Below are 25,239 nucleotides of genomic sequence, written 5' to 3'. Positions count from 1 at the left end.
CTTCCGTCGCCCTTGCCCCGTCCGCTCCTTGCGGATCTCGAAGTCCATCGCACCCCTTGAGCTGGGGTGTTGCAACGACTCCTAGAACCCAAGGCCGCGTACCGGGGCCCTCGCCGTCTGCACGGCCTGCTCTCAGCCGCCGAACTCCTCCAGGCCCTTGAGCGCCTGGTCCAGCAGCGCCTGGCGGCCCTCCAGCTCCCGGCCGAGCTTGTCGGCCTTGGCGTCGTTACCGGCCGCCCGGGCCGCGTCGATCTGCTTCTGGAGCTTGTCGACGGCGTCCTGGAGCTGACCGGTCAGCCCCGCGGCGCGGGCCCGCGCCTCAGGGTTCGTACGGCGCCACTCGGCCTCCTCGGCCTCCTGGATGGCGCGCTCGACGGCGTGCATCCGGCCCTCGATCTTGGGGCGGGAGTCCCGCGGGACGTGGCCGACGGCCTCCCACCGCTCGTTGATCGACCGGAACGCGGCCCGCGCGGCCTTCAGGTCCGAGACCGGGAGCAGCTTCTCCGCCTCGACGGCCAGCTCCTCCTTGCGGGTCAGGTTCTCCCGCTGCTCGGCGTCGCGCTCCGCGAAGATCTCGCCGCGTGCCTGGAAGAAGATGTCCTGGGCGCCGCGGAAGCGGTTCCACAGGTCGTCCTCGTGCTCGCGCTGGGCGCGGCCCGCCGCCTTCCACTCCGCCATCAGCTCGCGGTAGCGGGCCGCGGTGTTGCCCCAGTCCGTCGACTGCGACAGCGACTCGGCCTCGGCGACCAGCTTCTCCTTGGTCTTGCGGGACTCCTCGCGCTGCGCGTCCAGCGACGCGAAGTGCGCCTTGCGCCGCTTGGAGAACGCCGAGCGGGCATGCGAGAAGCGGTGCCAGAGCTCGTCGTCCGTCTTGCGGTCCAGCCGGGGCAGGCCTTTCCAGATGTCGACCAGGGCTCGCAGCCGCTCACCGGCGGCCCGCCACTGCTCGCTGGCCGCCAGCTCCTCGGCCTCGGTGACCAGCTTCTCCTTGGACTGCCGGGCCTCGTCGCTCTGCTTGGCCTTCTGGACCTTGCGCTCCTCGCGGCGCGCCTCGACGGTCTCGACGAGGGCGTCCAGCCGCTTCCTCAGTGCGTCCAGGTCGCCGACCGCGTGGTGCTCGTCCACCTGCTGGCGCAGGTGGTCGATCGCGGTCGTGGCGTCCTTCGACGACAGGTCGGTGGTCTTGACCCGGCGTTCCAGGAGGCCGATCTCGACGACCAGACCCTCATACTTGCGCTCGAAGTAGGCGAGGGCCTCCTCGGGGGTTCCCGCCTGCCACGATCCGACGACCTGCTCGCCATCGGCGGTACGCACGTACACGGTCCCCGTCTCGTCGACGCGGCCCCATGGGTCGCTGCTCACAGCGCCTCCTCCACATGATGCCGACGAGGGCGTGCGGCCCCCCGGCATCGTCCACAGTTTCTGTCCGGCAGGGCCGCGCCCTGGCCGGTCCGACGGGCCGTGTTGCGGGTGAGGGTGGTGGCCGTCGGATCAGGCACCCTACCCAACGCCAATCTAGGCGACCGGCGGTCGGCTGTCCGCATCCAGCACGACCGAAATTCCGCGGTTCGCACGCCGGGGCGACGGCCGACCGCCCGGCGTACCGGGCAGGTCAGGACTTGTCGACGGTCGCCCGGTCGATGACGACGGTGGCGTGCGGCGCGGTGTTGCCGGTCTGCGGGTCGGGTGCGGTGGCTCCGGCACCGGCGATCTTGCGCAGCACGTCCATGCCGCCGGTGACGGTGCCGAACGGTGTGTAGTTCGGGGGCAGCTTGCTGTCCTGGTAGACGAGGAAGAACTGGCTTCCGCCGGAGTTGCGGGTCTTGTCGTTCCTGCCGTCGTAGGTGTTCGCCATGGCGAGAGTGCCCGCCGGGTAGACACCGCCCTTGAGGCGCGGGTCCTTGAGGTTCTCGTCCGGGATCGTGTAGCCGGGCGTCCCGTTGCCGGTGGCCGTCGGGTCGCCGCACTGGAGGACGTAGATCCCCTGGTCCACCAGGCGGTGGCACCGGCTGTGGTCGAAGAATCCCTGGTGGGCCAGGAAGGCGAAGGAGTTGACCGTGTGCGGCGCCTTCGCCGCGTCCAGCTTCAGTCCGATCGTGCCGCAGGTCGTGTGCAGCGTGGCGGAGTAGGAGGCCTTGGTGTCGATCGACATCGCCGGCTCCTTCTTCCAGGTCTTCTGCGACGGGGAGCCCTGCGCCGGCTTGCCGCAGGGGTCCGTCGACGGCGCGGCCCGGTCGTCGCCGCCGGCGAGTCCCACGGAGGCGTACGCGGCGGCGCCGGCGGCCAGGGCGACGGCGACGGCGCCCGCGACGACCACATTGCGGTGCTTGGCCTTGCGCCGGGCCGTGGACCGTCGCTGTTGCTGGCGCGCGAGCTTCTCCCGGGCGAGCTGCCGCCGCCGCTGATCCTTGCTGACCACCGGTCGTCTCCTTGTCCGATCGTCCATCGCTGTCGTCCGCAGTGGCCGTACCGTATACGGTCCGCCGCACGGGGCGTCCGGCCGGAAACGCAATCCGCGCGACGCTGTCCGGGCAGCGGCAGCGGTTTACGGGTTCGCCCTGCCGGGAGTCCCGCCGGTAGGCTCTGGAGCTGCCGAGATGTCCGGGAGCGGTCCCGCGGACCGACCTCCACACCGACCTTTAAGGACGAACGTGCTGATTGCCGGGTTCCCCGCCGGGGCCTGGGGCACCAACTGCTACTTGGTCGCCCCCGCCGCCGGCGAGGAGTGCGTCATCATCGACCCGGGCCACCAGGCGGCCCAAGGAGTCGAGGACGCCATCGCGAAGCATCGGCTCAAGCCCGTCGCGGTCGTCCTCACCCATGGGCACATCGACCACATCGCCTCGGTCGTCCCCGTGTGCGGCGCGCACGACGTCCCGGCCTGGATCCACCCCGAGGACCGCTTCATGATGAGCGACCCGGGGAAGGCCCTCGGCCGTTCCATCGGTCAGCAGCTCATGGGCGAACTGACGGTGGGGGAGCCGGACGACGTCAAGGAGTTGAGCGACGGCGCCGTCCTGGATCTCGCCGGGATGGAGTTCTCCGTCGCGCACGCACCGGGCCATACGAAGGGGTCGGTGACGTTCAGGATGCCCGAGCAGGCGGACGTTCCGCCGGTGTTCTTCTCGGGCGACCTGCTGTTCGCCGGCTCCATCGGACGCACCGATCTGCCCGGCGGCGACCACGCCGAGATCCTCCGGTCGCTGGAGCGCGTATGCCTCCCGCTGGACGACTCGACCGTGGTCCTGTCCGGCCACGGCCCCCAGACCACCATCGGCCGCGAGCGCGCCACCAACCCGTTCCTGCGGGAGGTGGCCGCCGGCCTCGGAGACGGCCTCGGCGCCGCTCCACGACGAGGAATGTGACGAGAGCTTCGTGAGCACCTTCAAGGCCCCCAAGGGCACCTACGACCTGATTCCGCCGCAGTCCGCCACCTACCTTGCGGTGCGCGAGGCGATCGCCGCGCCGCTGAAGAACTCCGGGTACGGGTACATCGAGACGCCCGGTTTCGAGAACGTCGAGCTGTTCGCGCGCGGGGTCGGCGAGTCCACCGACATCGTGACCAAGGAGATGTACGCCTTCGAGACCAAGGGCGGCGACCGGATCGCGCTGCGCCCCGAGGGCACCGCCTCCGTGCTGCGCGCCGCGCTGGAGGCCAACCTGCACAAGGGCGGCAACCTCCCGGTCAAGCTCTGGTACTCCGGCTCGTACTACCGCTACGAGCGTCCGCAGAAGGGCCGCTACCGCCACTTCTCCCAGGTCGGCGCCGAGGCCATCGGGGCCGAGGACCCGGCGCTGGACGCCGAGCTGATCATCCTGGCCGACCAGGCCTACCGCTCGCTGGGGCTGCGGAACTTCCGCATCCTGCTGAACTCCCTGGGCGACCAGGAGTGCCGTCCCGTCTACCGGGCCGCACTACAGGACTTCCTGCGCGGCCTCGACCTGGACGAGGACACCCGGCGCCGGGTCGACATCAACCCGCTGCGCGTCCTGGACGACAAGCGCGAGGCCGTCCAGCGGCAGCTGACCGGCGCGCCGATGCTGCGCGACTACCTCTGCGAGGCCTGCAAGGCCTACCACGAGCAGGTGCGCGAGCTGCTGACCGCGGCGGGCGTGGCCTTCGAGGACGACGAGAAGCTGGTCCGCGGCCTGGACTACTACACCCGCACCACCTTCGAGTTCGTCCACGACGGTCTCGGCTCGCAGTCCGCGGTGGGCGGCGGCGGCCGCTACGACGGCCTCTCGGAGATGATCGGCGGCCCCGCGCTGCCGTCCGTCGGCTGGGCCCTGGGCGTCGACCGCACGGTGCTGGCGCTGGAGGCCGAGGGCGTCGCGCTGGACATCCCCGCCAGCACCGCCGTCTACGCGGTCCCGCTCGGCGAGGAGGCCCGCCGGGTGCTGTTCGCCACGGTCACCGAGCTGCGCCGGGCCGGTGTCGCCACCGACTTCGCGTACGGCGGCAAGGGCCTGAAGAACGCCATGAAGTCCGCCAACCGCTCCGGCGCGCGGCTGGCGCTGGTGGCCGGCGAGCGGGACCTGGCCGAGGGCGTGGTCCAGCTCAAGGACCTGGAGAGCGGCGAGCAGACCCCGGTCGCGCTGGACGCGGTGGCCGACGAGGTGCGGCGCCGGCTGGGCTGACGAGGCCGGTTCGACGGCGCCACCAGGCGGTGGCGCCGTCAACGGTCCGCCGGGGATTCCTGCCCTTCGGGTGGCTCCTGTTTATGCGGAGCGAACGGTGGATCGTCGGGGTGTTGGGGCACAATGAAGGCCGCGCCCGCGCGACCGCGGGCCGCCCGGCCTCATCTCCCACCGACCGACGGAACGGCCCCATGACGACGACAGCGGTTGACGACGTGTCCATCGACGACGACCACCCGAGCGGCGAGGGCACCGTCGGCGCGGGCCGCGGTATCGCGCTGCTGCTGGTGATCACCGGTGCGCTCGGCATCCTGGCAGCCTGGGTCATCACGCTGGACAAGTTCGAGCTGCTGAAGGACCCGAACTTCAAGCCGGCCTGCAGCTTCAACCCGATCATCTCCTGCGGCAGCGTCATGCAGAGCAAGCAGGCGGAGGCCTTCGGCTTCCCGAACCCGATGGCGGGGCTGGTCGGCTTCGGCGTGGTCGTCGCGATCGGCATGGCCCTGCTGGCGGGCGCCCGCTTCCGCCGCTGGTACTGGATCGGGCTGAACATCGGCACCGGTCTCGCCGCGGTCTTCTGCATGTGGCTGATGACCCAGTCGCTGTACAGCATCAACGCGCTGTGCCTGTGGTGCACGCTGACCTGGTGCGTCACGATCCTGATGTTCTGGTACACCACGGCGCACAACCTCAAGCACGGCATCATCCCGGCGCCCGAGGGGCTGCGTCGGACGGTGCTGGAGTTCCACTGGGTCGTGCCGGTGCTCTGGTACGGCGTGATCGCGCTGCTGATCCTGACCAAGTGGTGGTCGTACTGGAGCAGCCTCCTGTAAGGCAGCTCCCCTGTAAGGCAGCTTCCCCGCACCGGCGGGTACGCCTTCCGCGCCCCGGCCCCGTCCAAGGACGGGGCCGGGGCGTTGTCAGTGGGGTGGCATAGGCTCGTGATCGTGGAGCCCGACCTGTTCACCGCCGCCGCCGAAGACCGTCAGCAGAAGGACCCCGCGGGGTCCCCGCTCGCCGTGCGGATGCGCCCGCGCAGCCTCGACGACGTCGTGGGCCAGCAGCATCTGCTCAAGCCGGGCTCGCCGCTGCGCCGCCTGGTGGGGGAGGGCGACGGGGGGCCGGCGGGGCCGTCGTCGGTGTTCCTGTGGGGGCCGCCCGGCATCGGCAAGACGACCCTTGCGTACGTGGTCAGCCAGGCGACGAACAAGCGCTTCGTGGAGCTGTCCGCGATCACCGCCGGCGTCAAGGAGGTCCGCGCGGTCATCGACGGCGCCCGGCGTGCCTCCGGCGGCTTCGGCAAGGAGACCGTCCTCTTCCTCGACGAGATCCACCGCTTCAGCAAGGCCCAGCAGGACTCCCTGCTGCCGGCCGTGGAGAACCGCTGGGTCACCCTGATCGCCGCGACGACCGAGAACCCGTACTTCTCGGTGATCTCCCCGCTGCTCTCCCGCTCGCTGCTGCTGACGCTGGAGCCGCTCACGGACGACGATCTGCGCGGCCTGCTGCGCCGCGCGCTGACCGATGCGCGCGGGCTGGCCGGTGCGGTCACCCTCCCCGAGGACACCGAGGCGCATCTGCTCCGGATCGCCGGCGGCGACGCCCGGCGCGCGCTGACGGCCCTGGAGGCCGGCGCCGGATCCGCGATAGCGAAGGGCGAGAAGGAGATCACCCTCCAGACCCTGGAGGAGTCCGTGAACCGGGCCGCGGTGAAGTACGACCGCAGCGGCGACCAGCACTACGACGTCGCCAGCGCGCTGATCAAGTCCATCCGCGGCTCGGACGTCGACGCCGCGCTGCACTACCTCGCGCGCATGATCGAGGCGGGGGAGGACCCGCGGTTCATCGCCCGCCGGTTGATGATCTCGGCGAGCGAGGACATCGGTCTGGCCGATCCGACGGCCCTCCAGACCGCGGTGGCGGCCGCCCAGGCGGTGGCGCTGATCGGCTTCCCGGAGGCACGCATCACGCTCAGCCAGGCCACCATCGCGCTGGCCCTGGCGCCGAAGTCGAACGCCGCCTACACCGCCATCGACGCCGCGCTCGCGGACGTCCGCGCCGGCCTGGCCGGGCCGGTGCCGCCGCACCTGCGCGACAGCCACTACAAGGGCGCCCAGAAGCTCGGCCACGGCCAGGGCTACCAGTATCCGCACGACCTGCCGGGCGGCATCGCGGCCCAGCAGTACGCACCGGACGCGGTGCACGGCAAGCGGTACTACGAGCCCACCCGCCACGGCGCGGAGGCGCGCTACGCCGACGTCGCGGACCGGGTGCGGGCCCGGCTGCGGGGTGCCCCCGGCGAGGGCGGCGCGGAGTAGGGCCGCTCTCGGCTGGCCCGGACCGCACGCCCCGGTCGGGGCGGTCCCGTCCGAGCGGGGCCGTTCGACCGTGGTCGCCGGCGCTACTCGGCGGCCGCCTCGAAGAGCACATGCATCGCCCGCCGCAGCTCCGCCACGTCCCGCACCGGCTCGGGGAAGTCGAAGCGGGCGTCGAAGGAGCGCTGCCGGGAGTCGGTGAAGCGGACCCGCAGACCGAAGCGGTCCAGGGCCACCGGCACCGCGCGGTCGCGCAGCCCGCAGAGCCGCCCGCGGTCGCCCAGCAGGGCGCACAGCCCCCGGACCTGCTCGCTGTGCGCCGCGTGCAGATGTTGCAGCAGCTCCGCCTCGTGGGCCACCAGCGGATCGGGGGCCGCGGCGGCGAAGTCGTCCGGCTCGACGGGTCCGGCGCCCCACAGGTCGTCCACCGCACCCTCGCCGACCTCCAGGCGCAGCATCATCCAGGCGGCCCGCCCGTACGTGCCCGGTGCCGGCTCCGGCGTCAGCGCCTCCCCGATGCCGAGCAGCTCGCCCACCGGGTGCCGCTCGGCGAGCAACATCGCCGCCTCGGCGCGCTGCTCGTTGCGCACCGGGGTCAGCCAGCCGGCCATCCAGGCCCGTCCGCGGATGCGGTGGGGCACCGAAACCGGCGCCACATCCGTGATCTCCATCACGGCGGTCAGATCGTCGTCCTGGGCGTGCGCGGCCGCTCGGGCGGCCGCGGAGTCCCCGGGGACCAGCAACAGCACGTCTCCCTCGGGCGTCACGGTCCGGCAGACGGGGGCCGAGAGCCCGGTCTCGTCGGGGTCCTCGACGCCGGGGACGCTGAGGGAAGCCATACCATGGGACTCAACGAGGGTTCTTGCGCGCTCGGCGGCAGAGGGCTGCTGGGCGTCTTCCATGGGACGCGGCTGACCCGCCTCGGTGCTCTGACCAGCACTGGGCAGGGGGATCCCAGGTCGAAACATGCGTTCTCCTCGCGCTAAGGTAAGCCTCACCTAACTTACATGGAGGAACGTTCCACGTGAACCAGTCGCGTCCCAAGGTCAAGAAGTCCCGCGCGCTCGGCATCGCGCTGACGCCGAAGGCCGTCAAGTACTTCGAGGCCCGTCCCTACCCGCCCGGCGAGCACGGCCGTGGCCGCAAGCAGAACAGTGACTACAAGGTCCGTCTGCTGGAGAAGCAGCGTCTGCGCGCTCAGTACGACATCAGCGAGCGCCAGATGGTCCGTGCCTACGACCGCGCTCGGAAGGTCGAAGGCAAGACGGGCGAGGCCCTGATCGTCGAGCTTGAGCGCCGTCTGGACGCGCTCGTCCTGCGCTCCGGCATCGCCCGGACGATCTACCAGTCCCGCCAGATGGTCGTGCACGGCCACATCGAGGTCAACGGCCGCAAGGTCGACAAGCCGTCCTTCCGCGTCCGCCCCGGTGACGTGGTGATGGTCCGCGAGCGCAGCCGCGAGAAGCACCCCTTCCAGGTCGCGCGCGAGGGTGGCTACGCCCCCGACGGCGAGACCCCCCGTTACCTTGAGGTCAACCTCCAGGCTCTGGCGTTCCGCCTCGACCGGGACCCGAACCGCAAGGAGATCCCGGTGATCTGCGACGAGCAGCTCGTCGTCGAGTACTACGCCCGCTGATCACCGCAGACGCGGCAGCACCTCAGCCCGCCGTCTCCCCACCGCTCGCGGAGGGGGAGGCGGCGGGCTCGCTCGTGGTGGGCGGCGCGGTGCGCACCGTGCGGCGCCGCGCCGCCGGCCCCGGGCCGGCCGGCCCCAGGATCCGGGCCACGGCCGCGTCCAGGTCGAGCCGCTCGCCCTCGTGCAGCGCGCTCTCGTACCGTCCGTCCCCCAGCTGCCGGCGCGCCTGCTCCTCGCACAGCGCGTGCGGGCGGCTGAAGTAGCGCGAGCCGAACAGCGGCAGCCCCACCGACGGCCAGATCCGCCCGGCGGCGCCCTGGAGCACCGCCGCCTCCTCCGCATCGCCCTCGCCCAGCGTCACCAGCGCCAGCAGCTCGATCGCCAGCACCGCGCCCAACAGGTCGTGGAAGGTGTGGTCGATGGCCAGGCACTCCTCCAGCAGCGCCCGGGCCCGCGCGCCGTCCCCGGAGGACCAGGCCGCGTAGGCCAGCACGAACTGCGCGTAGGCCAGCGTCCAGCGCTCGCCGTGGTCCTCGCACACCTCCAGCACCTCTTCGCACAGCCGCACCGCGTCCGCCAGCTCGCCCTGGAAAGCCACCGCGATCGCCAACTCGACCTGACCCATCAGCACATTGCTGTTGAGCTCGCCGATCTCCCGGTAGCGCGCCAGCGCCCCGCGCAACAGCTCCTCGGCACGCGGCATGTCGTCGCAGACCAGTGCCAGGCAGCCGGTGCGATGCAGGGCGTATGCGGCCGCGGTGGCATTGCCGGTCCGCTCGGCCGCCTCGCGGCACTCCTGTAGCGCCCCCAGCGCACCGACGGTGTCCCCCTGGAGCACCGCGACGTAGCCGGCCACCCACAGGGCCTTCAGCCGCGCGTCGTCGTGGTCGCCGTCCAGCTCCAGCGCCCGGTCCAGCCAGTGCCGCCCCTCCGACAGCCGGCCGCAGCCCACCCAGTAGAACCACAGTGTGCCCGCGAGGTACTGGCCCAGATGCGTGTCCGCGGCGCTCTGCAGGCTCTGCTCCAGCGCCACGCGCAGATTGGGCAGCTCGGCCTCGACGCGGGCCGCGATCTCGGCCTGCCGCGAGCTGAACCAGTCCAGCTCGCACCAAGTCGCCAGCCCCAGGTACCAGTCGCGGTGCCGGCGCCGCAGCCGGTCGCCGTCCTGCGTCGCATCCAGCCAGTCCGCGCCGTAGGCCCGTACGGTGTCCAGCATCCGGTAGCGCACCCCGGCCGCGGTCTCCTCCCGCAGGAGCACCGACTGGGCGACCAACTCCGCGACGAGGTCGAGGAGTTCGCCGTCCGGCAACTCCGGTCCCGAGCAGACGTACTCGACCGCCTCCAGGTCGAACTGCCCGGCGAAGACCGACAACCGCGCCCACAGCAGCCGCTCCTGGGGCGTGCACAGCTCATGGCTCCAGCCGATCGCGGTCCGCAGCGTCTGGTGGCGGGGGAGCACGCCGCGGGTGGTGCCGGTCAGTAGCCGGAAGCGGTCGTCGAGCCGGTGCAGCACCTGGTCGACGGAGAGCGCGCGCAGCCGTCCGGCGGCCAGTTCCAGCGCCAGCGGAATGCCGTCCAGGCGCCGGCAGAGCTCGCCGACCGGGCCCTCGTCGGACGGCCCCACGGCGAACCCGGCGACCACCGACGCCGCCCGGTCGGCGAACAGCGCGGCGGCATCGGCCTCGTTCATCGGCGGCAGCGGCACCACCCGCTCGCCCGGGAGCCCCAGCGGGCGCCGTCCGGCGGCCAGCACCCGCAGGCCCGGGGCGCGCCGCAGCAGCTCGCCGGTCAGCTCCGCGCAGGCGTCGACCAGCTGCTCGTAGCCGTCCAGGACGAGCAGCAGCTCGCGGTCGGCGAGGTGGTCGCAGAGCGCGGAGCGCACCGGCCGGCCGCTGTGGTCGGCGAGTGCCAGTGCCTCGGCGACGGCGTGGTCCAGGAGGTGGGCCTCGCGCAGGGCGGACAGTTCGACCAGCCACACCCCATCGCAGAAGCGATCCTGCAAGATCGCTGCGCCCTGGCGGGCGAGCCGGGATTTCCCCACGCCGCCGAGGCCGGTGAGGGTGACGAGCCGGGCGGCGGCCAGCTGTTCCGGCAGCGCGGCCAGCTCCTCGTCACGGCCGATGAAGCGGTTCAGATCCGCGGGAAGGTTCCCCGGCGCCCGCGGCGAGCGCAGCCGCTCGGGAACGGGGCGGGAGGAGGGCCCGGAGCGCGTGAAGCGTCGCATGGCACACGGAGCGTACTCGGCGGGATGCGGACCGTACAATCAGGCCTTCGGATTCCCCCGACGCCCCCTGCACGGCACCCGCCACGGGTACGGACGGACAGTCACGGCGCGATAAGGTCAAGGTTGCCGTTCGAGCAGGACGAGACCAGAGCAGACCAGACCAGTCGGAGAGTGGTGCCAGCGTGTCCGGTGGAGAGGTGGCCGGGATCCTCGTGGCCGTCTTCTGGGCGATCCTCGTGTCGTTCCTCGCCCTTGTGCTGGTGAGGCTCGCACAGACGCTGAAGGCGACCACCAAGATGGTGGCCGAGGTGTCCGAGCAGGCCGTGCCCCTGCTGGCCGACGCCTCCGCGACCGTCCGCTCCGCGCACACCCAACTCGCCCGCGTCGACGCCATCGCCGCCGATGTGCAAGAGGTCACCGCCAACGCCTCCGCGCTCTCCTCGACCGTCTCCTCCGCCTTCGGCGGACCGCTGGTCAAGGTGGCCGCGTTCGGCTACGGCGTGCGCCGCGCGATCGGCAAGAAGGGCGAGGCAGCCCCTGCCGCCGGGCGCGCACCGCGCACCGTCGTCGGCCGTACCCTGCCCGGCGCCCGCCGCGGCGGGCGCCGCAACCGTCGCTCCAAGGACTGATCACAGCGATGTTCCGCCGCGCATTCTGGTTCACCACCGGCGCCGCCGCCGGGGTGTGGGCCACCAACAAGGTCCACCAAAAGCTACGCAAGCTACAGCCGGACAGCCTTGCCGCTCAGGCGGCGGAGAAGGCCGTCGAGACCGGGAACCGGTTGCGTCAATTTGCATTGGACGTGCGGACCGGAATGGCGGACCGTGAAGAGCAGCTGCACGACGCCCTCGGGCTCAGCGCGCCGAGCCCGGCGCGCGAGCTGCCCGGGCCGCGCCGTGCGGTGCTCGAACCGCAGTACCGAACCACGAGAACAACCGGACCGAACGGTCTGACCGGACCGACTGGAAAAGAGGACCACTGATGGAGTCGGCTGAAATCCGCCGCCGCTGGCTGCGCTTCTTCGAAGAGCGCGGGCACACCGTCGTGCCGTCGGCGTCGCTCATCGCGGACGACCCGACGCTGCTGCTCGTCAACGCGGGCATGGTCCCCTTCAAGCCGTACTTCCTGGGCGAGGTCAAGCCGTCCTACAAGACCGCCACCAGCGTCCAGAAGTGCGTCCGCACGCCGGACATCGAAGAGGTCGGCAAGACCACCCGGCACGGCACGTTCTTCCAGATGTGCGGCAACTTCTCCTTCGGCGACTACTTCAAGGAAGGCGCCATCAAGTACGCCTGGGAGCTGCTGACCAGCTCGCAGGCCGACGGCGGCTACGGTCTCGACCCCGAGCGCCTGTGGATCACCGTCTACCTCGACGACGACGAGGCCGAGCGCATCTGGCACGAGGTCATCGGGGTGCCCAAGGAGCGCATCCAGCGCCTGGGCAAGAAGGAGAACTACTGGTCCATGGGCGTCCCGGGCCCCTGCGGCCCGTGCTCCGAGATCAACTACGACCGCGGCCCGGCGTTCGGCGTCGAGGGCGGCCCGGCCGTCAACGACGAGCGGTACGTGGAGATCTGGAACCTGGTCTTCATGCAGTACGAGCGCGGCGCGGGCATCGGCAAGGAGGACTTCGAGATCCTCGGCGAGCTGCCCAGCAAGAACATCGACACCGGCCTCGGCCTCGAGCGCCTGGCGATGATCCTCCAGGACGTCCCCAACATGTACGAGACGGACACCCTGCGCGTCGTCATCGACAAGGCCACCGAACTCACCGGCGTCCGCTACGGCGACTCGCACGACTCCGATGTCTCGCTGCGCGTGGTCGCCGACCACCTGCGCACGTCCACGATGCTCATCGGCGACGGCGTCACCCCCGGCAACGAGGGCCGCGGCTATGTCCTGCGCCGCATCATGCGCCGCGCCATCCGCAACATGCGCCTGCTCGGCGCCAAGGGCCTGGTCGTCGGCGAGCTGCTGGACGTGGTCATCAAGACCATGGGTCAGCAGTACCCCGAGCTGCTGGAGGACCGCCGCCGTATCGAGACGGTCGCCCTCGCCGAGGAGGCCGCCTTCCTCAAGACGCTGAAGGCCGGCACCAACATCCTCGACACCGCCGTCACCGAGACCAAGGCCGTCGGCTCGACGGTCCTGCCCGGCGACAAGGCCTTCCTGCTCCACGACACCTGGGGCTTCCCGATCGACCTCACCCTCGAAATGGCCGCCGAACAGGGCCTGTCGGTGGACGAGTCGGGCTTCCGCCGCCTGATGACCGAGCAGCGGGAGCGCGCCAAGGCCGACGCCCAGGCCAAGAAGAGCGGCCACGCCAATCTGTCCGCCTACCGCGAGGTCGCCGACCGCTCCGGTGCCACCGAGTTCACCGGATACAGCGCCACGGAGGGCGAGTCCACCGTCGTCGGCCTGCTGGTCAACGGCGCCTCGGCGCCCGCCGCCCACGAGGGCGACGAGGTCGAGGTCGTCCTGGACCGCACCCCGTTCTACGCCGAGGGCGGCGGCCAGCTCGCCGACACCGGCCGGATCAAGCTGGACTCCGGCGCCGTCGTCGAGGTCCGCGACGTCCAGCAGCCGGTGCCCGGCGTCACGGTCCACAAGGGCGTCGTCCAGGTCGGCGAGGTGGTGCTCGGCGCCGCCGCGTACGCCGTCATCGACGTCACCCGCCGGCGCGCCATCGCCCGTGCCCACAGCGCCACCCACCTGACCCACCAGGCGCTGCGCGACGCCCTGGGTCCGACGGCCGCCCAGGCCGGTTCGGAGAACTCCCCGGGCCGCTTCCGCTTCGACTTCGGCTCGCCGACCGCCGTGCCGGGCTCGGTCCTCACCGACGTCGAGCAGAAGATCAACGACGTGCTCGCCCGTGAGCTGGACGTGCACGCCGAGGTCATGAGCATGGAGGACGCCAAGAAGCAGGGCGCCATCGCCGAGTTCGGCGAGAAGTACGGCGACCGCGTCCGGGTGGTCACCATCGGCGACTTCTCCAAGGAGCTGTGCGGCGGTACGCACGTCCACAACACCGCCCAGCTGGGTCTGGTGAAGCTGCTCGGCGAGTCCTCCATCGGCTCCGGCGTGCGCCGCGTCGAGGCGCTGGTCGGCGTCGACGCCTACCGGTTCCTCGCCCGTGAGCACACGGTCGTCTCGCAGCTCACCGAGCTGGTCAAGGGGCGCCCGGAGGAGCTGCCGGAGAAGATCTCCGGAGTCCTGGCCAAGCTGAAGGACGCCGAGAAGGAGATCGAGAAGTTCCGCGCCGAGAAGGTGCTCCAGGCCGCCGCCGGGCTGGCCGAGGGCGCCAAGGACGTCCGCGGGGTGGCGCTGGCCATCGGCCAGGTGCCGGACGGCACCTCCGCCGACGACCTGCGCAAGCTCGTGCTCGACGTCCGTGGCCGGATCCAGGGCGGCCGCCCCGTCGTGGTGGCGCTGTTCTCGGTCGCCAACGGCCGTCCGGTGACCGTCATCGCCACCAACGAGGCCGCCCGCGAGCGCGGCATCAAGGCCGGTGACCTGGTCCGTACCGCCGCCAAGACGCTCGGTGGCGGTGGCGGCGGCAAGCCGGACGTCGCCCAGGGCGGCGGCCAGAACCCCGCCGCGGTGCCCGAGGCCATCGGGGCCGTCGAGCGCCTGGTGGGCGAGGCGGCCTGACGCGCGTGAGTGAGATGCGACGCGGCCGGCGCATCGCGGTGGACGTCGGGGACGCCCGGATCGGGGTCGCCTCGTGCGACCCCGACGGGGTCCTCGCCACCCCCGTCGAGACCGTCCCGGGGCGTGACGTCCCGGCGGCGCACCGCCGGCTCAAGGCGATCGTCGAGGAGTACGAGCCGCTCGAAGTCGTGGTCGGCCTGCCCCGCTCCCTCAGTGGGGGAGAGGGGCCGGCCGCGGCCAAGGTGCGGGCCTTCGCTCAGGAACTGGCAAAGAACATCGCCCCCGTCGGGGTCCGGCTGGTCGACGAGCGGATGTCGACGGTGACCGCGACCCACGGCCTGCGGGCCTCCGGAGTGCGCAGCAAGAAGGGCCGCTCGGTGGTGGACCAGGCTGCCGCGGTGGTCATCCTCCAGAGCGCGCTGGAGACGGAACGCACCTCCGGGGAGCCGCCGGGGGAGTGCGTCGAAGTGGTCATCTGATCGCGATACGGTAACGTGCCGCGCGATGTGCGGCGGTTCGAACAGCCGCACGTGCAAGTAGAGGCGGATCGATACAGCAAGCGCGCTGCCAGGCCGGGGCGCACCGCCTCTCGGCTCTAGGGGATCGATGACCGAGTATGGCCGGGGCTACGGCTCCGAACCGTGGCATCCCGAGGACCCGCTCTACGGAGACCAGGGTTCCTACGGAGGCCAGGCGCAGCAGCCTCAGTGGGGCGGGCAGCAGCAGTCCGCCCCACAGCAGTCCGCCCCGCAGCAGTACAGAGGTCCCCAGCAGCAGCATCCGCAGCAGCAGTACAACGGGGGTTGGGAGGGTTCCCACGGCGGGCACCCGTCGGGGGGCGGGCAGGCCCCGTACGACGCGTATGAGCCCTACGACCCCTACGGGCAGCAGCCGCCGGCCGATCCCTACGCCGCGCCGGACCAGCACCAGCAGCACTACGACCAGCAGGCCGCCTACCCGCAGCAGGCGCCCCCGTACCAGCAGCACTACCCGCCGCAGCAGTACGACCAGCGGCCGTCCGAGCCGCACTACGGCGACGGAGCCGGTGCCGGCGTGGGCGTCGGCGACGACTGGCGGGCCGAACCGGAGCTGCCGCGGGAGCCGGAGCCGGACCATCCGTTCTTCACCGACGCGCCGGACGGGCCGTACGACGACGACCGCGACGGCCGCGACCGCCGCGACGCGTACGACGATCCCGAGGAGTACGACGACGACCCGGACGACGGGCGTCGCTCCGGCCGCGACCGCCGCGGCAAGAACAAGAAGGGCAAACGCCGCAGCCGCACCACCTGCCTGGTCGTCACCCTGTTCTTCGCCGGAGCCGTCGGCGCCGTCGGCTACTTCGGCTGGGACTTCGTCATGGCGCACTTCGGGGCGGCCCCGGACTACGAGGGCGAGGGCTCGGGGGACGTCCAGGTCGAGATTCCGGACGGTTCGCCACTCTCGGAGATGGGCCAGATCCTCGCGAAGAACGGCGTGATCAAGAGCGCCGATGCCTTCAACGAGGCGGCCGACGAGAACCAGAAGGCCAAGACGCTTCCGCCAGGGACGTACACCCTGCACAAGGAGATGTCGGCGGCCTCGGCCATCGACCTGATGCTGGACCCCAAGAGCCGCAACGGGCTCACGATCCGCGAGGGGCTGCGGGCCGGCGCGGTCTATGCGCTCATCGACAAGAAGCTGCATCTCCAGGCCGGTACGACCAAGTCCGCCTCCAAGAAGGAGCTCAAGAACCTCGGGCTGCCGTCGTGGGCCAACGATTCCAAGAACATCAAGGACCCGCTGGAGGGCTTCCTCTTCCCGTCGACGTACAGCGTGGGCGAGCACGCGAAGCCGGTGGACGTCCTCAAGCAGATGGTGGGACGGGCGACTGCGGCCTACGGGAAGGTCGACCTGGAGGCGGCGGCCCAGAAGTTCCACTTGAAGTCTCCGCTTCAGGTCATCACCGTCGCCAGCCTCACGCAGGCCGAGGGCATGACGCACGACGACTTCAAGAAGATGGCCGCGGTCGTCTACAACCGGCTCGCCCCGACCAATACGGACACCAACCAGAAGCTCCAGTTCGACTCGACGTACAACTACCTGAAGAACCAGAGCAAGATCAATATCAGTCTGGACGAGATCAACAACTACGACGACCCCTACAACACGTACTTCTACCGGGGGCTGCCGCCCGGCCCGATCGGAAACCCCGGTATCGAGGCGTTGCAGGCGACGGTGAGTCCGGACACCTCCAAGCGGTGGCTCTACTTCGTCTCCATAGACGACAAGAAGACGCAATTCGCGACGAACCTCACCGAGCACAACAAGCTTGTCGAGGAACGCAAGAAGTGGCAGGCGGAGCACAAAGGGAATGGGAACTGAGGCAGGGTCGTGACGGACAATCAGGCCACACCGGCCCATCGAAGGGCCGCGGTCCTCGGCTCCCCCATCGCCCACTCCCTCTCCCCGGCCCTGCACCGTGCCGCCTACGCGGAACTCGGCCTGGGCGGCTGGACGTACGACCGCTTCGAGGTCGACGAGGCGGGTCTGCCCGGGTTCATCGCGGAGCTCGGTCCGGAGTGGGCGGGGCTCTCCCTGACCATGCCGCTCAAGCGCGCGGTGATCCCGCTGCTCGACGAGATCACCCCGACCGCGTCGTCGGTGGAGGCGGTGAACACCGTCGTCTTCACGGCCGACGGGCGGCGCCTGGGCGACAACACCGACATCCCCGGCATGCTCGCCGCGCTGCGCGAGCGCGGGGTGCAGCAGGTCGAGCGGGCCGCGATCCTGGGCGCCGGAGCCACCGCCTCCTCGGCGCTCGCCGCGCTCTCCCGCATCTGCACCGGTGAGGTCACCGCCTACGTCCGCAGCGACGCCCGGGCCGCCGAGATGCGCGGCTGGGGGGAGCGGCTCGGCGTCACCGTCCGCACCGCCCCCTGGGCGGACGCCGCCGAGGCGTTCGGGGCTCCGCTGACCATCGCCACCACCCCGGCGGGCACCACCGATGCGCTCGCCGCCGTCGTGCCCGACCGGCCCGGCACGCTCTTCGACGTCCTCTACGAGCCCTGGCCGACGGCGCTCGCCGCCGCCTGGGCCGACCGCGGCGGCGCGGTGGTCGGCGGCCTCGACCTGCTGGTCCACCAGGCCGTGCTCCAGGTGGAGCAGATGACCGGACGCGCTCCGGCCCCGCTGGCGGCGATGCGGCAGGCCGGCGAGGCGGCGCTGGCCGCCCGCTGATCCGCCCGGACGCGCCCCGTCCGCGTCGATGCCCGGTCCGCTTCCTGGACTGGGCACCGTACCTCCGGCGCGACGTGGGAGGATCAGGGGGAGACCGTACGCGGATGAGCAGTACATGAGGAGCACCGTTGAGCAGGTTGCGCTGGCTGACGGCGGGGGAGTCGCACGGCCCCGCACTCGTGGCGACGCTGGAGGGCCTTCCGGCCGGGGTCCCGATCACGACGGAGCTGGTGGCGGACGCGCTGGCGCGCCGCCGGCTGGGCTATGGCCGCGGTGCCCGGATGAAGTTCGAGCAGGACGAGGTCACCTTCCTCGGTGGGGTGCGGCACGGCCTTTCGCTGGGCTCCCCGGTGGCGGTCATGGTCGGCAACACCGAGTGGCCCAAGTGGGAGCAGGTCATGGCGGCCGACCCGGTGGACCCGGAGGTGCTCGCCACGCTGGCCCGCAACGCGCCGCTGACCCGCCCCCGCCCCGGCCACGCCGACCTCGCCGGGATGCAGAAGTACGGCTTCGACGAGGCCCGTCCGATCCTGGAGCGCGCCTCGGCGCGGGAGACCGCGGCACGGGTGGCGCTGGGCGCGGTGGCCCGCTCCTTCCTGAAGGAGGCCGCCGGCATCGAGATCGTCTCGCACGTCGTGGAGCTGGCCGCGGCCAAGGCCCCGTACGGGGTGTACCCGAAGCCGTCCGACGTGGCGAAGCTGGACGCGGACCCGGTGCGCTGCCTGGACGCGGACGCGTCGAAGGCGATGGTCGCGGAGATCGACCAGGCCCACAAGGACGGCGACACCCTGGGCGGTGTGGTCGAGGTGCTGGCCTACGGGGTGCCGGTCGGGCTGGGCTCGCACGTGCACTGGGACCGCCGGCTGGACGCCCGGCTGGCCGGTGCGCTGATGGGCATCCAGGCGATCAAGGGCGTCGAGGTCGGCGACGGCTTCGACCTGGCGCGGGTGCCCGGCTCGAAGGCGCACGACGAGATCGTCGCCACCAAGGACGGCATCCGGCGCAGCTCGGGCCGCTCCGGCGGCACCGAGGGCGGGCTGACCACCGGCGAGCTGCTGCGGGTGCGGGCCGCGATGAAGCCCATCGCCACCGTGCCGCGCGCCCTGGCCACGGTGGACGTCACCACCGGCGAGGCGGCCAAGGCGCACCACCAGCGCTCGGACGTCTGCGCGGTCCCGGCGGCCGGCATCGTCGCCGAGGCGATGGTGGCCCTGGTGCTCGCCGACGCCGTGGTGGAGAAGTTCGGCGGTGACAGCGTGGCCGAGACCCGTCGCAACGTCCAGGGCTACCTCGACAACCTGGCCATCACATGACGTCGCCGGCCGTCGTACTGATCGGCCCGCCCGGGGCCGGTAAGTCCACGGTGGGCGCGCGGCTCGCCGAGCGGCTCGGCGTCGGCTACCGGGACACCGACGCCGACGTCGTCGCCACGGCCGGCCGGCCGATCGCCGAGATCTTCATCGACCAGGGCGAGCCGTACTTCCGCGCGCTGGAGCGCGAGGCCGTCCGGGTCGCGCTCGACGAGCACCCGGGCGTGCTCTCGCTCGGTGGCGGCGCGATCATGGACGAGGGCACCCGCAAGCTGCTGACCGGACTCCCAGTGATCTTCCTGGACGTCGAACTCGCCGACGCGGTCAAGCGGGTGGGCCTCGACGCGCCCCGCCCGCTGCTTGCCGTCAACCCGCGCAAGCAGTGGCGCGAGCTGATGGAGAGGCGCCGTCCGCTGTACACCGAGGTCGCACGCGCCGTGATCGCCACCGGGGAACGCACCCCCGACCAGGTCGTCGAGGCGATCCTGGAGGCATTGGAGCTACGGCCGGCCGCGGGCGACGCCCCGCGCGCCGGCCACAGGGAGGAACAGGCATGACGGAGCAGGTCACCCGTATCCAGGTCGGCGGCACGGCGGGCACCGACCCGTACGAGGTGCTGGTCGGGCGGCAGCTGCTCGGCGAACTCCCGGGCCTGATCGGCAACGGTGCCAAGCGGGTCGCGGTACTGCACCCCGAGGCGCTGGCCGCCACCGGCGAGGCGCTGCGCGAGGACCTGGCCTCCGAGGGCTACGAGGCGATCGCCATCCAGCTGCCGAACGCCGAGGAGTCCAAGACCGTCGAGGTCGCGGCGTACTGCTGGAAGGCGCTCGGCCAGTCCGGCTTCACCCGCAGCGACGTGATCGTCGGGGTCGGTGGCGGCGCCACCACCGACCTGGCCGGCTTCGTGGCCGCGACCTGGCTGCGCGGGGTCCGCTGGATCGCCGTGCCGACCACCGTGCTCGGCATGGTGGACGCCGCGGTCGGCGGCAAGACCGGCATCAACACGGCCGAGGGCAAGAACCTGGTCGGCGCGTTCCACCCGCCGGCCGGTGTGCTCTGCGACCTGGCGGCGCTGGACTCCCTGCCGGCGCACGACTACGTCTCCGGCCTGGCCGAGGTCATCAAGGCCGGCTTCATCGCCGACCCGGCGATCCTCGACCTGATCGAGTCGGACCCGGAGGCCGCCAAGCGCCCGGACGGGGTCCACACCGCCGAGCTGATCGAGCGGGCGATCCGGGTCAAGGCCGAGGTGGTCTCCGCGGACCTCAAGGAGTCCGGTCTGCGCGAGATCCTCAACTACGGCCACACCCTGGCGCACGCCATCGAGAAGAACGAGCGCTACAACTGGCGGCACGGCGCCGCGGTCTCCGTCGGCATGGTCTTCGCCGCCGAACTCGGCCGGATCGCCGGCCGGTTGGACGACGCCACCGCCGACCGACACCGCGCGGTCCTGGCGTCCGTCGGGCTGCCGCTGACCTACCGCGGCGACCAGTGGCCCAAGCTGCTGGAGACCATGAAGGTCGACAAGAAGTCCCGCGGCGACCGGCTGCGCTTCATCGTCCTGGACGGTCTGGCCAAGCCGACCGTCCTGGAGAGCCCGGACCCGGCCATGCTGCTCGCCGCGCACGCGGAGATCGCATCATGAGCCGCCGGGTGCTCGTCCTCAACGGTCCCAACCTCGGCCGGCTGGGCTCCCGGGAGCCCGACGTCTACGGCGCCACCTCCTACACCGGACTGGTCGAGGAGTGCACCAGGCTCGGCAAGGAGCTGGGGTTCGACGCCGAGGTGCGGGAGACCAACGACGAGGGGGAGATGGTCCGCTGGCTGCACGAGGCCGCGGACGGATCGATTCCGGTCGTCATCAACCCCGGTGCCTTCACGCACTATTCGTACGCCATGCGGGACGCGGCCGCCCAGCGCACCGCCCCGCTGATCGAGGTGCACATCTCGAACCCGTACGCGCGCGAGGCGTTCCGCCACAATTCGGTCATCGCGGCCGTCGCCAGCGGTACGGTCGCCGGGTTCGGCATCGGCTCGTACCGTCTCGCGCTGCGCGCGCTGGCCGAGGAACTGGACAACTGACGCACCACCAGGGGCACTTCGGCCCCGCCCCCGGCCGTTCACATGGCGCGCGCCGGGGGTAGCGGGCCCTCCGGCCGGGTCCGGGAGGGTACCGTTCGCAGCAGTACCACCCACGCCGACGTCCGTGGGGCACAACGGCCCCTCGGGGCCGGCGGTTTACCGCGCGACGCACCGGGCAGGGGCCCGGCGTCGCGCGCCGCACCACGTCGACCGCACGAGACGGAGAGCCACCGGATGCAGTACGCAGTGGGGGCTCCGCTGCCGCCCCACGGGCAGGCATCAGGACCCGGGGCCGCCATGCACTGGACGCCCGGCCCGGGAGGGCCCACCCCACCCGGCACACCGCCGGCCCCCGCCGCCCCGCCGGCCCCCGCGGCCCCGCCGCCGCCCGCGCAGCAGCCCGCCCCCCAGCCGGGCTGGCACGGCCCCGCGCCGCAGCAGGCACCGCCCACGGGGCACAGCACCACGGACCTCACCGGCCACATCCGCCTGCCCGCCGGCGCCCCGGTGCCGCTTCCCAGCCTGCCCGCCGACCCGGCCGCGGGCGCGCCGGACGCCGCACACGCGGCGGTCGCGGTGCTGCTGATCGGCCCGGCCGGGGCCGGCAAGACCAGCGTGGCGCGCCACTGGGCCGACACCCGACGGGTGCCCACCGCGCACATCAGCCTCGACGACGTCCGTGAATGGGTCCGCGCCGGCTTCGCCGACCCGCAGTCCGGCTGGAACGACCACTCCGAGGCCCAGTACCGCCTCGCCCGCCGGACCTGCGGCTTCGCGGCCCGCAACTTCCTCGCCAACGGCATCTCCTGCATCCTCGACGACGCCGTCTTCCCGGACCGTCCGGTGGTCGGCCTCGGCGGCTGGAAGCGGCACGTGGGCCCGGGACTGCTGCCGATCGTGCTGCTGCCCGGCCTGGAGATCGTCCTGGAGCGCAACGCCCGGCGCACCGGCAATCGGCGGCTCTCCGACGAGGAGGTCGCCCGGATCCACGGCCGGATGGCCGGCTGGTACGGTTCCGGACTGCCGATCATCGACAACTCCCAGCACGACGTCGCCACCACGGTCCGGGTGCTGGACGACGTCGTCGCCCGCTCCCTCGCCAGCCCGCCGAACTGGTAGAGCCGCCGGTCCCCCGGGCGGCGGTGCTCGACCGGCCACCTCGGGGGAGCCGCCGTACCCTTGCGATATGTCCGAGTTGTACGCGGTCCGACGCACGCGGCTGCGCGACCGCGCAGCCGGGGCCGGAAGCACCGCCGCCCTGATCTCGCGCCCTGCGAACGTCCGCTACCTGACCGGCTGCGCGCCGCCGGGCGCCGCCCTGCTGCTGGGCCCGGACGAGGACGTGCTGCTCTGCGGCAGCCCGCTGAGCGGCGACCCCTCCGAGGGTCGGCCGGTCGAGGACGTACGGGTCTCGGTGCTGCCCACCCGGGGCGCCGACCCGGTCGTGGCCGGCGCCGACCAGGCGGTGCGGGCCGGCGCGGACACCCTGGCCGTCGAGGAGCACCACCTCACCGTCACCCGGCACCGGGCGCTCACCCAGGTCGCACCGCGGCTGCGGCTGACCGACCTGGCGTGTGCGGTCGAGGCGCAGCGGCTGGTCAAGGACGACGACGAGATCGCCTGTCTGCGGATCGCCGCCGAGATCGCCGACCAGGCGCTCGGCGAGCTGCTGGAGTCGATCCTGGTCGGCCGTACCGAGCGGCACCTCGCGCTGGAACTGGAGCGCCGCCTGGTCGATCACGGCGCGGACGGCCCGGCCTTCGCCACGTCCGTGGCAACCGGCCCGAACGCAGGCCGCTCGGGGCACCTGCCCACCGATCGGCGGGTCGAGGAGGGCGACTTCCTCAGCGTCGGCCTGGGCGCCAATTACCGCGGCTACCGCTGTGAGATCGGTCGGACCTTCGTCATCGGCACCACCCCCTCGGACTGGCAGATCGAGCTGTACGACCTGGTCTTCGCCGCCCAGCGGGCCGGTCGGGAGGCGCTCGCACCGGGCGTGGAGTGCCGCGAGGTGGACCGGGTGACCCGCCATGTACTCGACGCCGCGGGGTACGGCGAGCGGCTCGGCCCCTGGACCGGGCACGGCGTGGGCCTCGAAATCGACGAGGACCCGCAGTTGTCCCCGGCAGCCATGGGTAAACTGGACGCTTGCGTGCCGGTCACCGTCGAGCCGGGGGTTCACATCCCGGGCCGCGGAGGTGTCCGGATCGACGACACACTCGTCGTCCGTCCCGAGGCGGACGGCGGGCCCGAGCTACTCACGATCACGACCAAGGAGCTCCTCGCACTCTGAGCCGCAGCGCTCGGTGGGCGGTGCTCCCGGTCCCACCACCCGCAGTCCAGGAGATTCCGCAACCGTGGCATCCACGAACGACCTCAAGAACGGCATGGTGCTCAAGCTCGACGGCGGCCAGCTGTGGTCCGTCGTCGAGTTCCAGCACGTCAAGCCCGGCAAGGGCCCGGCTTTCGTCCGCACCAAGCTCAAGAACGTGCTGTCCGGCAAGGTGGTGGACAAGACCTTCAACGCCGGCGTGAAGGTCGAGACGGCCACCGTCGACAAGCGCGACATGCAGTTCTCCTACATGGACGGCGACTACTTCGTCTTCATGGACATGGAGACGTACGACCAGCTGCACATCGACCGCAAGACGGTCGCGGACGCCGCGAACTTCCTCATCGAGGGCTTCACGGCCACCGTCGCGCAGCACGAGGGCGAGGTGCTCTTCGTCGAGCTGCCCGCCGCCGTCGAGCTCACCATCCAGGAGACCGAGCCCGGCGTGCAGGGCGACCGCTCCACCGGTGGCACCAAGCCCGCCACCCTGGAGACCGGCCACCAGATCCAGGTGCCGCTCTTCATCACCACGGGCGAGAAGATCAAGGTCGACACCCGCACCAGCGACTACCTCGGCCGGGTGAACAGCTAACCGTGGCTGCCCGCACCAAGGCGCGTAAGCGCGCCTTCCAGATCCTCTTCGAGGCCGATCAGCGCGGTGCCGACGTGCAGTCCGTGCTCGCGGACTGGATGCGACACGCCCGGACCGACCCCCGGCAGCCGCCGGTCAACGAGTACACCCTGGCGTTGGTCGAGGGGTATGCGGAGCACATCGCACGCATCGACGAGCTGATCTCCACCTACGCCGTCGACTGGGACCTGGACCGGATGCCGGCGGCCGACCGCTCGATCCTGCGGCTGGGCGCGTACGAGCTGCTCTGGGTGGACGACACGCCGGACGCGGTGGCGATCGACGAAGCCGTGCAGCTCGCCAAGGAGTTCTCCACGGACGACTCACCCGCCTTCGTCAACGGCCTCCTCGGCCGGCTCAAGGAGCTGAAGCCCGGTCTGCGGCGCGAAGCGCAGTAGACGCCCGGCAGAGCGTGCGAACGGGCCCGGAGCATGGACATGCTCCGGGCCCGTTCGTATGCCCGCAGGGCGCCGCTGGCGGGCCGTGGCGGGGCCTCGTGGCGCGCGGGCGGAGCCGTCCGGTCCGCTGCGTCCTCATGACCGTGGGCGCCCGCCCGTAGGACCGTGGGCGCCCGTCCGTCCGCGGTGCCGAGCGGGCCGGAGTGCGCCGGCAGACGAAACCGCCGCCCCGGAGGCCCGAGGCGGCGGTACGTTTCTGCAGGTGGAGCGAGAGGCCGGTCAGATCTCCTCGTGCGACACCGCACGGCGGGCGTCGGCGTCCAGCACGCCCCAGCTGATGAGCTGCTCGGTCAGCACCGAGGGCGACTGGTCGTAGATCACGGCGAGGGTGCGCAGGTCGTCCTGGCGGATCGAGAGCACCTTGCCGTTGTAGTCACCGCGCTGGCTCTGGATCGTGGCGGCGTAGCGCTGGAGCGGGCCGGCCTTCTCCTGCGGGACGTGGGCCAGGCGCTCCAGGTCGAGCACCAGCTTCGGCGGCGGCTCGGCCGCCCCGCCCGGTGTCGTGCCCGGCAGCAGTTCCTGCACCGGAACGCCGTAGAAGTCCGCGAGCTCGGCGAGGCGCTGTACGGTCACGGCACGGTCGCCGCGCTCGTACGAACCCACCACCACGGCCTTCCAGCGGCCCTGGGACTTCTCCTCGACGCCGTGGAGGGAGAGGCCCTGCTGGGTGCGGATGGCGCGGAGCTTGGCCCCGAGCTGTTTGGCGTATTCGCTGGACATAAGGCTCCCCGGACGCTGTGTCG

Annotated in this window: 24 protein-coding genes; 19 read left to right on the top strand and 5 right to left on the bottom strand. The window is 71.9% G+C overall.

Going from position 1 to position 25,239, the window contains the following annotated elements; all coding sequences use genetic code 11:
- Positions 1-132: 132 nt before the first annotated feature.
- Complete coding sequence (locus tag AB0C96_RS04960) at positions 133-1,362, bottom strand: DUF349 domain-containing protein (protein ID WP_362913737.1); 1,230 nt, start codon at positions 1,360-1,362, stop codon at positions 133-135.
- Positions 1,363-1,612: 250 nt separating this feature from the next.
- A complete protein-coding gene (locus tag AB0C96_RS04955; RefSeq protein ID WP_362913735.1) occupies positions 1,613-2,419 on the bottom strand; it encodes a peptidylprolyl isomerase in 807 nt (268 codons plus the stop codon).
- Positions 2,420-2,651: 232 nt separating this feature from the next.
- Between AB0C96_RS04955 and AB0C96_RS04950 the strand changes: the two genes are divergently transcribed.
- The 4 genes from AB0C96_RS04950 to AB0C96_RS04935 all read left to right on the top strand — a co-directional run bounded on the left by AB0C96_RS04950 (position 2,652) and on the right by AB0C96_RS04935 (position 6,956).
- Entirely contained in the window at positions 2,652-3,365 is a 714-nt protein-coding gene (locus AB0C96_RS04950; protein WP_362913733.1) for an MBL fold metallo-hydrolase, read from the top strand.
- Positions 3,366-3,375: 10 nt separating this feature from the next.
- Entirely contained in the window at positions 3,376-4,638 is a 1,263-nt protein-coding gene (gene hisS, locus AB0C96_RS04945) for a histidine--tRNA ligase (RefSeq protein ID WP_362913731.1), read from the top strand.
- Positions 4,639-4,829: 191 nt separating this feature from the next.
- Positions 4,830-5,471 carry a vitamin K epoxide reductase family protein gene (locus tag AB0C96_RS04940; protein ID WP_362913729.1) on the top strand — a complete coding sequence of 214 codons (642 nt, stop codon included), beginning with the start codon at positions 4,830-4,832 and terminating at the stop codon, positions 5,469-5,471.
- 114 nt (positions 5,472-5,585) lie between these two features.
- A complete protein-coding gene (locus AB0C96_RS04935; RefSeq protein WP_362913727.1) occupies positions 5,586-6,956 on the top strand; it encodes a replication-associated recombination protein A in 1,371 nt (456 codons plus the stop codon).
- A gap of 83 nt (positions 6,957-7,039) precedes the next feature.
- On the opposite strand, the gene AB0C96_RS04930 is transcribed toward AB0C96_RS04935, so the two are convergent.
- Complete coding sequence (locus AB0C96_RS04930; protein ID WP_362913725.1) at positions 7,040-7,792, bottom strand: DUF2470 domain-containing protein; 753 nt, start codon at positions 7,790-7,792, stop codon at positions 7,040-7,042.
- Between the two features lie 185 nt (positions 7,793-7,977).
- Here AB0C96_RS04930 and rpsD point away from each other — a divergent pair, with 185 nt between their 5' ends.
- Positions 7,978-8,589 (top strand): 30S ribosomal protein S4, encoded by a 612-nt coding sequence (rpsD, locus tag AB0C96_RS04925; RefSeq protein ID WP_362913723.1) that lies wholly within the window; start codon positions 7,978-7,980, stop codon positions 8,587-8,589.
- 22 nt (positions 8,590-8,611) lie between these two features.
- Here the strand turns inward: rpsD and AB0C96_RS04920 are convergent, their stop codons facing one another.
- Positions 8,612-10,813: an AAA family ATPase gene (locus AB0C96_RS04920; RefSeq protein ID WP_362913721.1), complete on the bottom strand. Its 2,202-nt coding sequence runs from the start codon at positions 10,811-10,813 to the stop codon at positions 8,612-8,614.
- A gap of 182 nt (positions 10,814-10,995) precedes the next feature.
- On the opposite strand from AB0C96_RS04920, the gene AB0C96_RS04915 reads away from it, so the two are divergent.
- The 14 genes from AB0C96_RS04915 (at position 10,996) to nusB (ending at position 24,436) form a co-directional block, all read left to right on the top strand.
- Positions 10,996-11,442: a DUF948 domain-containing protein gene (locus AB0C96_RS04915; RefSeq protein WP_362913719.1), complete on the top strand. Its 447-nt coding sequence runs from the start codon at positions 10,996-10,998 to the stop codon at positions 11,440-11,442.
- Positions 11,443-11,450: 8 nt separating this feature from the next.
- Positions 11,451-11,795 (top strand): DUF6167 family protein, encoded by a 345-nt coding sequence (locus AB0C96_RS04910; protein ID WP_362913717.1) that lies wholly within the window; start codon positions 11,451-11,453, stop codon positions 11,793-11,795.
- Positions 11,795-14,464: an alanine--tRNA ligase gene (alaS, locus tag AB0C96_RS04905; protein WP_362913715.1), complete on the top strand. Its 2,670-nt coding sequence runs from the start codon at positions 11,795-11,797 to the stop codon at positions 14,462-14,464. The genes AB0C96_RS04910 and alaS overlap by 1 nt, the downstream gene beginning before the upstream one ends.
- A gap of 14 nt (positions 14,465-14,478) precedes the next feature.
- Positions 14,479-14,943 carry a Holliday junction resolvase RuvX gene (gene ruvX / locus AB0C96_RS04900; RefSeq protein ID WP_362913759.1) on the top strand — a complete coding sequence of 155 codons (465 nt, stop codon included), beginning with the start codon at positions 14,479-14,481 and terminating at the stop codon, positions 14,941-14,943.
- Between the two features lie 127 nt (positions 14,944-15,070).
- Entirely contained in the window at positions 15,071-16,828 is a 1,758-nt protein-coding gene (gene mltG / locus AB0C96_RS04895; protein WP_362913713.1) for an endolytic transglycosylase MltG, read from the top strand.
- 9 nt (positions 16,829-16,837) lie between these two features.
- Positions 16,838-17,683, top strand: a complete 846-nt coding sequence (locus AB0C96_RS04890) for a shikimate dehydrogenase (protein ID WP_362913711.1) — start codon at positions 16,838-16,840, stop codon at positions 17,681-17,683.
- A 128-nt stretch (positions 17,684-17,811) separates the two neighbouring features.
- Complete coding sequence (gene aroC / locus AB0C96_RS04885) at positions 17,812-18,996, top strand: chorismate synthase (RefSeq protein WP_362913709.1); 1,185 nt, start codon at positions 17,812-17,814, stop codon at positions 18,994-18,996.
- Positions 18,993-19,550, top strand: coding sequence for a shikimate kinase (locus AB0C96_RS04880; protein WP_362913707.1), 558 nt, complete (start codon positions 18,993-18,995; stop codon positions 19,548-19,550). Before aroC ends, AB0C96_RS04880 begins: the two co-directional genes overlap by 4 nt.
- The gene (gene aroB / locus AB0C96_RS04875) at positions 19,547-20,638 is read left to right on the top strand and encodes a 3-dehydroquinate synthase (protein ID WP_362913705.1); all 1,092 of its coding nucleotides are present in this window, start codon (positions 19,547-19,549) and stop codon (positions 20,636-20,638) included. The genes AB0C96_RS04880 and aroB overlap by 4 nt, the downstream gene beginning before the upstream one ends.
- Positions 20,635-21,075 (top strand): type II 3-dehydroquinate dehydratase, encoded by a 441-nt coding sequence (gene aroQ, locus AB0C96_RS04870; protein ID WP_362913703.1) that lies wholly within the window; start codon positions 20,635-20,637, stop codon positions 21,073-21,075. Before aroB ends, aroQ begins: the two co-directional genes overlap by 4 nt.
- A gap of 234 nt (positions 21,076-21,309) precedes the next feature.
- On the top strand, positions 21,310-22,194 hold the full coding sequence (locus tag AB0C96_RS04865) for a Pro-rich N-terminal domain-containing protein (RefSeq protein ID WP_362913701.1): 885 nt from the start codon (positions 21,310-21,312) through the stop codon (positions 22,192-22,194).
- Between the two features lie 67 nt (positions 22,195-22,261).
- The gene (locus tag AB0C96_RS04860) at positions 22,262-23,368 is read left to right on the top strand and encodes an aminopeptidase P family protein (RefSeq protein WP_362913699.1); all 1,107 of its coding nucleotides are present in this window, start codon (positions 22,262-22,264) and stop codon (positions 23,366-23,368) included.
- A 64-nt stretch (positions 23,369-23,432) separates the two neighbouring features.
- Positions 23,433-23,999, top strand: a complete 567-nt coding sequence (gene efp / locus AB0C96_RS04855; protein ID WP_362913697.1) for an elongation factor P — start codon at positions 23,433-23,435, stop codon at positions 23,997-23,999.
- Positions 24,000-24,001: 2 nt separating this feature from the next.
- Positions 24,002-24,436, top strand: a complete 435-nt coding sequence (gene nusB / locus AB0C96_RS04850) for a transcription antitermination factor NusB (protein WP_362913695.1) — start codon at positions 24,002-24,004, stop codon at positions 24,434-24,436.
- 279 nt (positions 24,437-24,715) lie between these two features.
- Here the strand turns inward: nusB and bldD are convergent, their stop codons facing one another.
- Positions 24,716-25,216: a transcriptional regulator BldD gene (bldD, locus tag AB0C96_RS04845; protein ID WP_030412006.1), complete on the bottom strand. Its 501-nt coding sequence runs from the start codon at positions 25,214-25,216 to the stop codon at positions 24,716-24,718.
- Between the last annotated feature and the right edge of the window lie 23 nt (positions 25,217-25,239).

The sequence above is a fragment of the Streptomyces sp. NPDC048506 genome (assembly GCF_040651315.1).
GTDB lineage: Bacteria > Actinomycetota > Actinomycetes > Streptomycetales > Streptomycetaceae > Streptomyces.
This window is presented reverse-complemented; position numbering and strand designations above follow the sequence as displayed.